The sequence below is a fragment of the Halopelagius longus genome, from assembly GCF_900100875.1.
In the GTDB taxonomy this organism is placed as follows: domain Archaea; phylum Halobacteriota; class Halobacteria; order Halobacteriales; family Haloferacaceae; genus Halopelagius; species Halopelagius longus.
In genome coordinates this window covers 157,962-171,912 of the sequence record NZ_FNKQ01000002.1, presented here as the reverse complement: position 1 = coordinate 171,912, position 13,951 = coordinate 157,962, and the positions used below count along the sequence as shown (strand labels likewise).

9 protein-coding genes are annotated in these 13,951 nt (G+C 65.5%); 4 read left to right on the top strand and 5 right to left on the bottom strand.

The genetic code is table 11. The annotated features are described in order from the left end of the window. Positions 1 to 1,095 (bottom strand): DNA topoisomerase IV subunit A, encoded by a 1,095-nt coding sequence (locus BLS11_RS06685; RefSeq protein ID WP_092534934.1) that lies wholly within the window; start codon positions 1,093 to 1,095, stop codon positions 1 to 3. A gap of 4 nt (positions 1,096 to 1,099) precedes the next feature. Further along, on the bottom strand, positions 1,100 to 3,520 hold the full coding sequence (locus BLS11_RS06680; RefSeq protein ID WP_092534931.1) for a DNA topoisomerase VI subunit B: 2,421 nt from the start codon (positions 3,518 to 3,520) through the stop codon (positions 1,100 to 1,102). Positions 3,521 to 3,746: 226 nt separating this feature from the next. Between BLS11_RS06680 and gyrB the strand changes: the two genes are divergently transcribed. Both gyrB and gyrA read left to right on the top strand, forming a co-directional pair. Then, positions 3,747 to 5,660 carry a DNA topoisomerase (ATP-hydrolyzing) subunit B gene (gene gyrB, locus BLS11_RS06675; protein WP_092534928.1) on the top strand — a complete coding sequence of 638 codons (1,914 nt, stop codon included), beginning with the start codon at positions 3,747 to 3,749 and terminating at the stop codon, positions 5,658 to 5,660. Between the two features lie 24 nt (positions 5,661 to 5,684). Next, complete coding sequence (gene gyrA, locus BLS11_RS06670) at positions 5,685 to 8,336, top strand: DNA gyrase subunit A (RefSeq protein WP_092534925.1); 2,652 nt, start codon at positions 5,685 to 5,687, stop codon at positions 8,334 to 8,336. 148 nt (positions 8,337 to 8,484) lie between these two features. Here the strand turns inward: gyrA and rocF are convergent, their stop codons facing one another. Continuing rightward, positions 8,485 to 9,393: an arginase gene (gene rocF, locus BLS11_RS06665; RefSeq protein WP_092534922.1), complete on the bottom strand. Its 909-nt coding sequence runs from the start codon at positions 9,391 to 9,393 to the stop codon at positions 8,485 to 8,487. 129 nt (positions 9,394 to 9,522) lie between these two features. Here rocF and BLS11_RS06660 point away from each other — a divergent pair, with 129 nt between their 5' ends. Then, the gene (locus BLS11_RS06660; protein WP_092537174.1) at positions 9,523 to 10,872 is read left to right on the top strand and encodes a TIGR00341 family protein; all 1,350 of its coding nucleotides are present in this window, start codon (positions 9,523 to 9,525) and stop codon (positions 10,870 to 10,872) included. Positions 10,873 to 10,929: 57 nt separating this feature from the next. Here the strand turns inward: BLS11_RS06660 and BLS11_RS06655 are convergent, their stop codons facing one another. Beyond that, positions 10,930 to 11,850, bottom strand: a complete 921-nt coding sequence (locus BLS11_RS06655) for an NAD-dependent epimerase/dehydratase family protein (RefSeq protein ID WP_092534919.1) — start codon at positions 11,848 to 11,850, stop codon at positions 10,930 to 10,932. A gap of 173 nt (positions 11,851 to 12,023) precedes the next feature. Here BLS11_RS06655 and BLS11_RS06650 point away from each other — a divergent pair, with 173 nt between their 5' ends. Continuing rightward, complete coding sequence (locus BLS11_RS06650; RefSeq protein ID WP_092534916.1) at positions 12,024 to 12,557, top strand: Rrf2 family transcriptional regulator; 534 nt, start codon at positions 12,024 to 12,026, stop codon at positions 12,555 to 12,557. Between the two features lie 168 nt (positions 12,558 to 12,725). Here the strand turns inward: BLS11_RS06650 and BLS11_RS06645 are convergent, their stop codons facing one another. After that, a complete protein-coding gene (locus tag BLS11_RS06645; protein WP_092534913.1) occupies positions 12,726 to 13,919 on the bottom strand; it encodes an NAD(P)/FAD-dependent oxidoreductase in 1,194 nt (397 codons plus the stop codon). Between the last annotated feature and the right edge of the window lie 32 nt (positions 13,920 to 13,951).

Genomic DNA, 13,951 nt, shown 5'->3' with positions numbered 1-13,951 from the left:
TCAGAGGACGCCCATCTCGTCGAGTCGAGTGGGCAGGTACTCGTCGGTCACGAAGTCAAGCCCCCGAGAGGCCAGCGCCTGCTGTTCGGCCTTCTTCTCGATGTCGAGTTGGAGCTCTATCTGCTCGGTCCAGTAGTCGGACTGGAAGCGCGGGTCGTCGAGTTCCGACTGGAGCGCGTTCACGTCCGAGTCCGAGAGGGGGTCCGTCGGCAGGTCGTACTCCACGATGTCCTCGGGTTGGATGCCGATGAACTGCGCCTCGGGCGTCGCGAGGTACTCGGAGAGGTGCGCCGACTTGATGGACCCGTAGGCGACGGACCCGTAGATGCGGTACGACCACGGGTCGCCGTCGGTGAAGACCACCACGGGCAGGTCGAGTTCGTCGTGGAGGCGCTTGGTGATGCGGCGCGTCGCGCGGGCGGGTTGCCCCTTCAGGTGGACGACGAGACAGTTGTACTGGTCGTCGAAGCCGTTCTCGATGAGCCGGTCGCGCATCCCGCCGGTCTCCACGCAGAGGATGAAGTCGATGTCGTGGTCGAGGAACTCGATGGTGTCGGGGTTGTTCGGAATCTGGTAGCCCCCCTCGCCGACGTCAAGTTGGCAGTGAATCTCGCGTTCGCCGCGGCGGGTCTGCTCGCGGAGTTCGAGCGGACCCATGAGCGTCGCCCCGGACTCCTCGGGGCGCATGTGGAAGTCCTCGCGGGTGACCTTCGAGACGATTTCGAGGTCCTCTATCAGCTGATTCGACTCGTCTTGGTCGTTGAAGTGCGCCTCCTCTGCGTCCCACGACTCGGAGAGGTAGTAGAGTTCACGCAGGGTCGAAGAGCGGTCCTCTTCGAGTTGGCGGACGAGGAACTCGATGGCGTACGTCGCCTTCAGCAACTTCCGCGCCCCGCGAACGCTGTTCGCAGAGCGCGTCGATTTGCGGTCGCCGTACACCCACACCTTCGAGTCCTCGTCGAAGACGATGTTGCTCTTCGTCCGCGTGGGGATGTCCATGTGGGGGATGTCCCCCTCCTCGAACTGGTCGTAGAACTCCACCGCGAGGTCGATGAGACGTTCGCGCGCGAGTTCGTCGTCTGATTTCGTGCTCATTGTCTTACGTGTTAACGGTCAGTTTCTCCGTCTCGACGCCGTCGACGTTGATGTCGAACGACGCGTCCGATGCGACGGTGTAGGTGAGTTCGACCGTCTCCCCGGCGGGGACGGAGGGGTTCCACTTGACGAACCACTCGCCGTCTAAGTCCACGACGGTTGCCTCGTCGGGCACGTCCGCCGGTTCCGCGGAGACGATTTCGGTGATGTCCGGTTCCTCCGTGCGGTCGGAGTGGTTCTCGACGCTCAGGGTGACGGTGTCGTCGGAGACGACGCGTTCGACGCCGACGTTGTTCATGATGCGCGCCAACGCGCCGTCGATGTTCGGCCGTTCCCGGCCCGTCACCTCCGAGAGCTTGTCGGCCATCTCGGGCAGAATCTTCCCGAGGACGTCCTGTTTCTTCCGGCGCTTCTGCATCGACCGCCGCTTGTTGAGGTAGGACTTCAGGTCGCGGGCGGCCTCCCGGATGGCGAGCTCTATCTCGTCTTCTATCTCCGGGATGTTCGCGAGTGCGTCCTTCGATTCGCTCGTGAACGGGACGTTCGTGGAGGCGACGTGGACCATGATGACCGCCGGGCCGTTCGGCATCCCGGACCCGCCGGGTTGGTCGAGGCCGTAGTTCCGCCAGCCGATGCGCTTTACCACGTCCGTCGTGGCGCAGGCCCCTCGCTGGTAGACGAGGGGGACGCGGTTCGCGAAGCGGAGCAGGTCCACCGACCCGCCGTCCTCCAGTTCGCCCCCGTAGGCGATGCCCGCCTCGACGATGAACGGGTCGCCGCCGTGGACTTCCGCGTCGCGGGTCGCCGCGGCGTAGAAGTCGGCGTCGTACTCCTTCCGGAGGCCGGCCTCGACGAGTTCGGCGGTGATGGGCGACAGGCAGTTCGTCGGCGGCGCGAGGATGTCCGTCTCGCGCATCGCCTCCAGCAGTTCGGAGGCGGTGTCCCTGCTTTCGGCCACCTCGGATATCTTCGGCACCTCGTCGGGGACGGTGCGCATCACCTTCCAGACGGCCTCCGCGACGTTTTCGCGGGCCGTCTCGCCGATGGTGATGTCGTCGTTCGCGGAGACGAGCACGTCCGCCGACCGGTCGACGTACTCGCGGACCTGCGTCCGCGTCGCGCGGTGTCGGGCGGGGCCGTCCGTGAACTTCTCGCCGAGGCGCGTCGCGAGGCCCTCGACCGTCCGGTCGTCCTTCCGGGTGCTCGTCGCGTCGTCGACGAGGCCGTAGAGGTCGGGCGTCACGTCGGCGGTGAGAACCTCCCACGCCGCGTCGACGGCGTTCTCCTGCACCGTCTCGCCGAAGGTGACGCCGTGTTTCTCGCCGATATCGTCCGCGACGGTGGAGACGATGGATTCGAGCTCGAAGTACGCCGTCCGGTCGCGGTTTCGGAGGGTGTCGGCGACGCGGCCGGCGAACGCTGAGGTGGCCGCCGCGCCCTTGTTGGCGACGGCGTCCTCGATTGCGGTTTCGAGGTCGGTCTCGAGTTCGGCTCCCGGTTCGGGCGCGCCCCACGCCATCTCCCGGCCGAAGTGCCGGTCGCGGAAGCTATCGAGCACCTTCCCGGCGGTCTTCGCGCCGACGCGGGTGAACTCCTCCTGCAGGAAGCCCGAGACGGAGTACGACTCCGTCGCGCCGAGCATCTTGATGAGCGTCCCGAGTTCGACCCCGTGGGGGTGGGGTCGAATCTCCTCGGTTTCGGCGGGGAGGCTCGCGCCCTCGACGCGTTCGTACTGTCGGGGTTCGTCGAGTCCCGGTTCGTCGAGGACGAGTCGCGCGTGAGGGTTGACGACCGCCGTGTTCTTCACGTAGTTGTGGAGCTGCTGGCGGGCGCGCATGTTCGCCTCCATCTCGACTTCGATTCGCGTGCCGTGGGTCGGCGAGAGGTCAGATTCGGCGGGAGAGAGCTCCTTTTCGACCTGAATCTCGGGTTCGTTCGTGTCCGTGTCGATGATGAGCTCGAAGTACTGCGCCGTCTCGGCACCCTGCGTCCGACTCGTGATCTTTGCGGGTTTGCCGGAGGTGAGCTGGGCGTAGAGGACCGCCGCGGAGATACCGATACCCTGCTGTCCGCGTGACTGTTCGCGCGCGTGGAAGCGAGAGCCGTAGAGGAGCTTCCCGAAGACCTTCGGAATCTGCTCTCTCGTGATCCCCGGCCCGTTGTCTTCGACGACGAGCGTGTAGTAGTCGCCCGACTCGCGTATCTCGATCGAGATGTCGGGCATGATTCCGGCTTCTTCGGTCGCGTCGAGGGCGTTGTCCACCGCTTCCTTGACGGCGGTGACCATCCCCCGAGCGCCCGAGTCGAAGCCGAGCATGTGCTTGTTCTTCTCGAAGAACTCGGCGATGGAGATGGCCCGCTGGCTCTCCGCCAGCTCCTCGGCGATCCCCGACTCCTCGCCGAGCGTCGACTGGAACGAGGTCATTCTGTGCCGAGAAGTTCCGGATGGACGGTTAAAACGTGTTCGGGAGCGGAGTGAAAGTGAACCCGGGACCGGCCGACGGAGGAACGGCGGCGGGGGCGCGGTCCGAGGACGCAATCGCGTCCCCCCGGCGATTCACCGCATCCTGAACGTGGTGTTATTGTTCTCCCACGCGGGCGCGCGTACGAGGGGTTTAAGGGAGGAGCTAGCCTAGGCGGTAACAGGTTCTATGTCACGAGAAAGCGAGTACGGGGCCGGGCAAATTCAGGTCCTCGAAGGCCTAGAAGCCGTCCGAAAACGTCCGGCGATGTACATCGGGTCCACGGACTCACGGGGTCTCCACCACCTCGTGTACGAAGTCGTGGACAACTCCATCGACGAGGCCCTCGCGGGATACTGCGACGAGATCGAAGTCGCAGTGAACGACGACGGGTCCGTCTCTGTCACAGACAACGGCCGCGGCATTCCGGTCGATACGCACGAACAGTACGACCGGCCCGCGGTCGAAGTCATCATGACCGTCCTCCACGCGGGCGGGAAGTTCGACAACAAGTCGTACCAAGTATCCGGCGGCCTCCACGGCGTCGGCGTCTCCGTCGTCAACGCCCTCTCTCAGCGGTTGGAGGTCGAGATAAAGCGAGACGGCGCGGTCTGGACGCACGAGTTCGACCACGGCGAACCCGTGGCCGACGCCTTCGAACGCGTCCGCGACCTCGAACCCGACGAGGACACCGGGACGACGATTCGGTTCTGGCCCGACGACGACATCTTCGAGACGACTGACTTCGACTTCTCGACGCTGGAGAACCGCCTCCGGGAACTGGCGTTTCTCAACTCCGGCGTCCGAATCGCTCTCCGGGACGAAGTGGCCGACGAGGCGAGCAGTTTCCGATACGACGGCGGCATCCGGGAGTTCGTCGGCTACCTCAACGAGACGAAGACCCTTCTCCACGACGACGTCATCTACTACGACGACGAGGAGCAGAACATCGAAGTCGAGGTGGCGATGCAGGCGACCGAGGAACTGCAGGGCTCCATCCACGCCTTCGCCAACAACATCAACACCCGCGAGGGAGGCACCCACCTCACGGGCTTCAAGACGGCGCTCACCCGCGTCGTCAACGACTACGCGAAGAAGAACAACCTGCTCGACGACCTCGACTCCCTGAAGGGCGAGGACGTCCGCGAGGGTCTGACCGCGGTCATCTCCGTAAAGCACCCCGACCCGCAGTTCGAGGGGCAGACGAAGACGAAGCTCGGCAACAGCGAAGTCCGAGGCATCGTCGAGTCCGTCACCCACGAACAGCTCGGGACGTACTTCGAGGAGAATCCGGGCACGGCCCAAGCTATCGTCATGAAGGCCGTCGAGGCGGCGAAGGCGCGCAAGGCCGCAAAGAAGGCCGAGGAGCTGACGCGCCGGAAGTCCGCGCTCGAATCGACGGCGCTGCCGGGCAAACTCGCCGACTGCCAGTCTCGGGACCCCGAGGAGTCCGAACTCGTCATCGTCGAGGGTGACTCCGCGGGCGGGTCCGCGAAACAGGGCCGCGACCGGCGGTTCCAAGCCATCCTCCCCCTGAAGGGGAAGATTCTGAACGTCGAGAAACACCGACTCGACCGGGTGCTGGAGAACAACGAGGTGCGCTCTCTCATCACCGCCATCGGGGCGGGCGTCGGCGAGGAGTTCGACATCGAGGACGCGCGGTACCACCGCATCATCCTGATGACGGACGCCGACGTCGACGGCGCGCACATCCGGACGCTTCTGTTGACCCTCCTCTATCGTCACATGCGGCCGCTTCTGGAAGCGGGCTACGTCTACGCGGCGAAACCGCCGCTCTACCGGGTTCGCTACCGCGGCGAGACGTACGACGCGATGACCGAGGCCGAACGCGACCGGATAATCGAAGAGAAGTGCGACGGCAACCCGACGCAGGTCCAGCGGTTCAAAGGTCTCGGCGAGATGAACCCCGACCAGCTGTGGGACACGACGATGAACCCCGAAAACAGGGTTCTCAAGCAGATAAGCATCGAAGACGCCGCCGCCGCAGACCGGATGTTCAACATCCTGATGGGCGACGCCGTCGAACCGCGAAAGCAGTTCATCAAAGAGCACGCCACCGACGCCGAGTGGGTGGACATCTAACCTAACTCAGCCACGAAAATCACCATGAGTTCCGACGCACCAGACAAATTTGAACCGGGCGCGGGCATCGCCGCCGACGTGGAGACGGCCCGCATCGAACAGGAGATGGAACAGTCGTACATCGACTACGCGATGTCCGTCATCGCGGGGCGGGCGCTACCGGACGTCCGCGACGGCCTCAAGCCCGTCCACCGACGCATCCTCTATGCGATGCACGAGGCGGGCATCACCTCCCGGTCCTCGCACCGGAAGTCCTCGTCCATCGTGGGCGAGACGATGGGTGACTACCACCCCCACGGCGACTCCGCCATCTACGACGCCCTCGCGCGCATGGCGCAGGACTTCTCGATGCGCTACCCCCTCGTGGACGGGCAGGGGAACTTCGGCTCCGTGGACGGTGACCCGCCGGCCGCCATGCGGTACACGGAGGCGCGGATGGCCTCCATCACGGAGGAACTGCTCGCGGACATCGACAAGGACACCGTCGACTTCCAAGCGAACTACGACGACCGCAAACAGGAACCGGCGGTGCTCCCTTCGGCGTTCCCGAACCTGCTCGTCAACGGTTCGTCCGGCATCGCCGTCGGGATGTCCACGAACATCCCGCCGCACAACCTCGGGGAGGTCATCGACGCGACGGTCCACCTCATCGAGAACCCCGACTGTACGGTCGAGGACCTGATGGAGCACGTCAAAGGCCCCGACTTCCCGACAGGCGCGAACATCGTCGGCCGAAACGCCGTCCACAAGGCGTACAAGACCGGCCGCGGGCGCATCCGCGTCCGCGCCGAGTTCGAAGTCGAGGACGACGACCGCATCGTCATCACGGAGCTACCGTATCAGGCGAACAAGGCGCGCCTCATCGAACGCATCGCCGACGACGTAAACGAGGGCAAGATAGAGGGCATCCGCGACCTGCGCGACGAGTCCGACCGCGACGGCATCCGCGTCGTCGTCGAACTCAAGCGCGGCGCGAACGCCGAAGTGGTGAAGAACCAACTGTTGGAACACCACCTCGAATCCACGTTCGGCGTCATCAACCTCGCCCTCGTGGACGGTCAACCCCGGGTTCTCACGCTGAAAGAGACCTTAGAGGAGTACCTCGACCACCGGCGAGAGGTCGTGCGTCGGCGCTCGCAGTACGAACTCGACGAGGCCGAGGACAGAGCGCACATCCTCGAAGGCCGACTGACCGCGCTCGACAACATCGACGCGGTGGTCGAGACCATCCGCAACTCCGAGAGCCGCGACGACGCGAAGGCCGCACTCCGCGGCGAACAGACCGTCGAAGTCGACGGCGAGGAACTGCCGTCGTTCGACTTCTCCGAGGACCAAGCGACCCACATCGTCTCGATGCAGCTCGGTTCGCTCACCTCGATGGAAGCCGAGGAGATTCGCTCCGAGTACGAGGAGGTCCAAGAGCGCATCGACCGCCTGAACCAGATTCTCTCGGACGCGTCGGAGCTCGACGCGGTCATCGAGGAGGAACTCCTCGACATCAGAGAGGAGTACGCCGACGAGCGTCGCACCTCGTTCATCGAGGACACCGGCAGCGTCACCCACGAGGACCTCATCGCCGAGGAGGACGTCGTCGTCGTCGTCACCGAGGAGGACTACATCAAGCGGATGTCCCTCGACAGCTTCCGCGCGCAACGCCGCGGCGGGAAGGGCATCATCGGCACCGAACTGAAGGAGGGCGACCGGGTGTCGTCGGTGTTCGTCGCGAGCACCCACGACTACCTGCTGTACTTCACGAACCACGGGCAGGTGTACCAGCTGAAGACGTACCAGATACCCGAGATGGGCCGGACCGCCCGCGGGAAGTCCGCGGTGAACCTGCTCGACTTGGACGACGGCGAGCAGATTACCGCCGTCGTCAACTGCGCCGACATCGAAGACGAGACGGACAAGTACCTCACGATGGTCACCCGCGAGGGGTACATCAAGCGGACGCACGTCGAGAACTTCCAGAACATCCTCTCGACGGGCATCATCGCCACCACGTTGGACGACGGCGACGAACTCGCCGACGTGGAGGTGACCGACGGCGAACGCGACATCGTCATCGCCACCCGCGGGGGGATGTCCATCCGCTTCCACGAGGACGAGGTTCGCCCGATGGGTCGGTCCGCCCGCGGCGTCCGGGGCATCAACCTCGAAGGCGAAGACAAGGTGGCGGGCGTCGCCGCCGTGGACGAGGACATCCACAACTGGGTGCTCACCGTCACCGAGAACGGGTACGGGAAGCGGACGGACATCGAGAACTACCGGCCGCAGTCCCGCAACGGGAAGGGCCTGATAGACATCAAGACGAACGAGCGGAACGGCCCCGTCTGCGCGATGGAGACCGTCGGCGACGGCGACCACCTGTTCGTCATGAGTTCCGAGGGCCAAATCGTCCGGACGCCCGTCGAGGACGTCTCCACCGTCGGGCGGAACACGATGGGCGTCATCGTGATGGACTTAGCCGAGGGCGACGCCGTCGCGTCCGTCGACGTGTACAACGAGGCGCGTTCGACCGCCGTGGACGCCGACGCGGACGCCGACGCCGAGGCGGACGAGTCCGCCCCCGACGCGGCGACGGACGGCGAACTCGCCGCCGAGGAACTCCGCGAGGCGGACGACGGCGAACTCGCCGCCGAGGCTCTCGAAGACGGCGAACCCGACTCCGAGTAACGCCGACCGACGCCGACTTTTCTTTTCGCCGCACCGCCGATTCCGGGAGCGACGCCGCCCGAGAACCCGTCAGTTCACCGGAAACGAGGTGTGGGGCCGTCTCGCGGAGGCGCGTCGGACGAGCGTCGGAAGAAAGGAGCGATACCCGTTACAGGATGCGCTTTCCGAGTGCGCTGGCGGCGAGTTCGGTCGCAAGCGACGCCGTCTCGTTCTGTTCGTCGAGGATGGGGTTCACCTCGACGAGTTCCAGAGAGCGGAGCGCGTCCGTCTCGGCGACGGTTTCCAACGCGGAGTGGGCCTCGCGGTAGTTGACGCCGCCGCGGACGGGCGTCCCGACGCCCGGCGCCTCCCGGGGGTCGAGCCAGTCCAAATCGAGGCTGACGTGGATGCCGTCGGTGCCCGCCGTGGCGACGTCGAGAGCCTCATCGACGACGTCGGTGATTCCCTCCTCGTCGATGTCGGACATCGTGAAGGCGGTCACCTCGCTCTGTCGAATCGCCTTCCGTTCGGCCTCGTCCACGGAGCGAAGGCCGACGATGGCGACGTTCTCCTCGCGGAGGCCGTCGGCGTTGGCCCACTCGACGCCCGCGAACTCGCCGATTCCGAGGAGGGCGGCCAACGGCATCCCGTGGACGTTCCCCGACGGCGACGTGGTGGGTGTGTTGAAGTCGCCGTGGGCGTCGAACCAGACGAGGCCGACGTCGGCGTTCCGGGCGCTTCCGGTGACGGACCCGATGGCGATGGAGTGGTCGCCGCCGAGGACGAGGGGTAGTTCGTCGTCGGCGAGCGTCTCGGCCACGCGGTCCGACAGCGCCGTACACACCGCCTTCGTCTCGCGGAGGAACTTCGCCCGGCCTTCGCTCGGTTTCTCGGCCTCCGGGTCGCGTTCCTCGGCGCGGGGCGCGGCGACGTCCCCGTCGTCGGCGACGGCCGCGCCGGCGTCCTCAAGTTGCGCCGCGAGGCCGCCGTAGCGGATGGCCGACGGGCCCATGTCCACGCCGCGTCGATTCGCCCCGTAGTCGATGGGCGCGCCGATGATTCGGGTTGGTCGCGTCATGGTCGTATCTGCACCGCTCGCGCGCTTATGGTCATCGAAACGAGACGAGAGACTCACGGCCTCGGGAAGGCTCTCGCCCCCTGCGACCCGGGAGAGTCGCTTTCCGCGCAGCCCCACTCTCGACAGTCGATGCGACTGCTGCAGGTGTTGGTCGAAACGGAACACCTCGACGACGTGTTGGACGCACTCCGCGAGGAGGACATCGACCCGGTGGTGTTCTCCGTAGAGGACGGGGGCGACTTCGTCCGAGACGTCGGGAGCGACGGTGACGCCGGAGAGACCGGCCCCGGTCAGAAGATGGTCCAGTTCCCGGTGCCGACGGAGGCGGTAGACCGCGTCCGCGACGCGATGACGGACATCGGAATCGAGGAGGAGTACCTCGTCATCGTCAACGCGGAGACGGCCTCGACGCCGCACTACTCGACGCTCGTCGACCGGTACATGGACGGCACCGAGGAGGAAGAACGCATCTCGAACGAGGAGATTCGGACGAAGGTGCGCAACCTCAACCCGCGGCCGGTGACGTACTACAGCATGACCGTCCTGAGCGCGTTCGTCGCCACGGCGGGGTTGCTGTTGGACTCGCCCGCACTCGTCGTCGGGTCGATGGTCATCGCCCCGCAGATCGGGGCCGCACTCACCGCGAGTGTCGGCACGGCCCTCGACGAACGGTCGCTGTTCGTGGAGGGCATCAAGTCCACGTTCGCCGGCCTCGCCGTCGCCGTCGTCGCCGCCGCCGCCCTCGGGTGGGGACTGAAGACGGCGCAGTTCGTCGCACCCTCTCTCAGCGTGACGACCGTCCAGCAGATAGCGAGTCGAACGTCTCCGGGCCTGTTGACGCTCATCGTCGCCCTCTGTGCGGGGTCGGCCGGCGGGTTCGGTCTCGCGACCGAACTCCCCGTCTCCATCGTCGGCGTCGCCGTCGCCGCCGCCATCCTCCCCGCCGCCGCGGCGGTCGGCATCGGCGTCGCGTGGGGGATTCCGACGGTGGCGCTCGGCGCGTTCGTCCTCCTCGCGGTCAACGTCACCGGCATCGTGCTGGCGGGGGCGGCGACGCTCTGGTACCTCGGGTACCGACCCCAGCAGTGGTCGGAAGCCGCGAGTGCGGCGGCGAAGGTCCGCACCGTGCTGGGGCGCCCGACGACGTACGTCGTCCTCGGCCTGTTCGTGACGACGGCCATCGGTCCGGGGGTGCTCCTCGCCCAGCAGATAGCCTTCGAGAATCAGGCGACGACCGCAGTACAGGACGTAATCGAGGGGCCGGGCTACGAGAAACTCGAACTGACCGCCGTCCAAATCGAGTTCTCGGACCTCGGCGTCTCCGAGGACAGAAGGGAGGTGACCGTCACCGTCAGGAGACCGGTGGACCGGTCGTACCCGTCGTTGTCGGGGGTGTTGCGTCAGGCCATCGCCACCGAGACGGGCGAGCGAGTGACCGTCACCGTCGAGTTCGTCGAACAGCAGCGCGATTCGCCGTAGTCGGGCGGCCGAAGTCGGTACGGCGCGTCCGCGGCGTCCGCCGCCCGCCGTCCCCGGTTACTCCTCGCGGTACGGCGCGCAGACACGTGCGACGCCCTCCTCGAAGGAAATCTGCGGTTCCCACCCGGTGGCCTCCCGCATCTTCGTCGGGTCGGCCTTCGTGTCGTGGACGTACACGTCGAGGGGGTTCTCGACGTACTTCGGTTCGACGTCCGTCCCCAACTCCTCGTTTATCATCTCGACCATCGTGTTGAAGTCGTAGCTCTCGCCGGTGCCGAGGTTGTAGATGCCCTGCAACTCGTGGTCGGCGGCGAGTTCGATGCCGCGGACGATATCCTCGACGTGGGTGAAATCGCGGGTCTGAGAGCCGTCGCCGAACAGTTCCGGCCGTTCGCCGTTCGCAATCTTGTGGGCGAACTGGGCGACGGTGTTGGCGTACTCGCCTTTGTGCTCCTCGGCCCCGCCGTACCCCTGATAGACGGAGAAAAATCGGAGGCCCGCGAGCGTCATGTCGTAGTGGTGATGGAAGTACTCGCCGTACTGTTCGCGGGCGAGTTTCGACGCCTCGTAGCAGGTCCGCGCCTCGACGGGCATGTCCTCGGGGGACGGGTCGGTGCGCGACCCGTAGATGGAGGAGGTGGTCGCGTAGACGACGGTGTCGCACCCGTCCTCACGCGCCTGTTCGACCGCGTTGACGAACCCTTCGACGTTCACGCGCGTCGCCTCGCGCTTGTTCTCCTCGGCCATCGTGTACGAGGAGTACGCCGCGAGGTGGAACAGAACGTCCACGCCCTCGGTGGGCAAGTCGTCGTCGAGGACGCTCGCGTCTACGAACTCGACGCCCTCGTCGAGATTCTCCGGCGTTCCGAGGTGGAGATCGTCGACGGCGATAACGTCGTTATCGGCCGCGAGATGGTTCGCAAGGTTCGATCCGATGAATCCGGCACCCCCAGTGACGAGGGCCCGTTTCTCGTTCATGCGTTGGAAACTACGACCGGTGTGTAAATTACTACCGGCACGGGACTCCGCGGTCGAAATACGGGCTTCGTTTGTGAAAATAGCACACGTATTTACCCGAAAATTGTCAGACGGCACCGGGTTTCTCCCGTTCATCCATCGCATTTAAGGACGTATGCTTCGAACGAATCACCATGTCATCAATCGAGCTGACGTCGAGTCAGAAAACCATCCTCACGGCGCTGATAAACCTCTATCGGCAGAGTGAGGACGCCGTGAAAGGTGAGGACATCGCAGAAGAGGTAAACCGGAATCCGGGAACGATTCGCAACCAGATGCAGAGTCTGAAGGCCCTGCAGTTGGTCGAGGGCGTTCCGGGGCCGAAGGGCGGCTACAAGCCGACGGCGAACGCGTACGAAGCGCTCGACGTCGACCAGATGGACGAACCCGCCTCCGTCCCCCTCCAGCACAACGGGGAGACGGTCACCGGCGTGAACGTCGACGGTATCGACCTCTCGTCGGTTCACCACCCGGAACTGTGCCGCGCCGAGATTCACGTCCAAGGCTCCGTCCGAGACTTCCACGAGGGCGACGAAGTGAAAGTCGGCCCGACGCCGCTTTCGAAGCTCGTCGTCGAGGGCATCGTCGACGGGAAGGACGACACCAGCAACATTCTCATCCTCCGTATCGACGACATGCGCGCGCCAGTCGGCGAGCCGAATCACTGAGGCTCTCTGCAGAGATGCCGAGGCCGACGCTCGGTCGGCCGCTTTTCTTCTCTGTCGTCGTCGAGTAGCGACGGCAGTCGGGGCGAGGGGACGTACCCCGACGGCGTCGCTCCGCGTCGTCCGTCGCTCCGAAAAAGAGGTCGGGTTCCGTGCGGGTTCGTTCGCCGTCTACATGTCCTCCCACGCCTCTAACGCGCGGCGCGGGGAGGTGATGTCCGCAATCCACCGAGTGGCGACGCTCTTCTTCAGCGTTCGCGCGGCGGGGCCGCCGAACACGTTGACGGGGACCTTCCCGAACATCGGCAGTTTCACGCCGTGGGCGACGGCGTCGTCGCCGATGGAGATGAGCGTCCCCTTGTCCTCGTGGCTCCACGTCTTCAGCGGTTGCCCCTTGACGGCGCGGGCGACGTTCTCGCCCGCGACGTCCGCGGCCTGCCACGCGGCCTGCGCGGTGGGCGGCGCGACGGAGTCCTGTCCCTGTTCGACGAGGGCGGAGTCGCCGAGGGCGAACACCCGGTCGTCGCTCGTCTGGAAGTCCGCGTCCGCGTAGATGCGGTTCGAACGCTCGTCTTTGTCCACGTCGGCGTCGGCGACCTCTTCTTGGCCCGTGATGCCGCCGGTCCAGATGAGGACGTCGTACTCCAAGGTGTCGGGTTCCTCGTCCTCGCCGCCGCCGAGGTAGACGTTCTCCTCGTCGACCTTCGAGATGAAGTCGCCGGTGAGGATTTCGACGTCCTTCTCGACGAGGCGCTTGCGGAGCGCACCCTGCAGTTCGGGGTCGTTACCGGGGAACACCTCGTCGAGACCCTCGACGATGGTGATGTCGATGGGCGCGCGGTGGATGTCGCGGTACTCCGCTATCTCGCCCGCCGACTGGATGCCGGAGAGGCCCGCGCCGCCGACGATGACCTGCGCGGGGTCGTCCCGCGAGGCGTCCTCTGCGGCCGACTTGATGGCGCTGTGAATCTCTCGGGCGTCGTCGAGACCCTTGAGTTCGTGGGAGTACTCTTCGAGACCCTCGATGCCGTAGAACGCGGTGGCGGAGCCGAGACAGACGAGGAGGTAGTCGTATTCGACTTCGTCGTCGCCGTCGAGTTCGACGAGGCGGTCCTCGACGTCGATGTTCTCGACGCGGCCCTTCACGAACTTCGTCTCGGGGGACTTGATGTCGTCTACGGGGAGCGCAATCTTCGACTCGACGCTCGGGTCGCGGATGCAGCGGTGCGCCTCGTGGAGGACGAGGTGGTAGTCGTTCTCCGAGACCCACGTCAGTTCAGCGTCCGAGCCGAGTTCATCTTCGAGGCGTTTGACGGCACCGGTACCCGCGTACCCGGAGCCCAGGACGACGACCTGCGTGCTCATAGACGGCCCGTCGTAGGCATTAGATAAAGGAC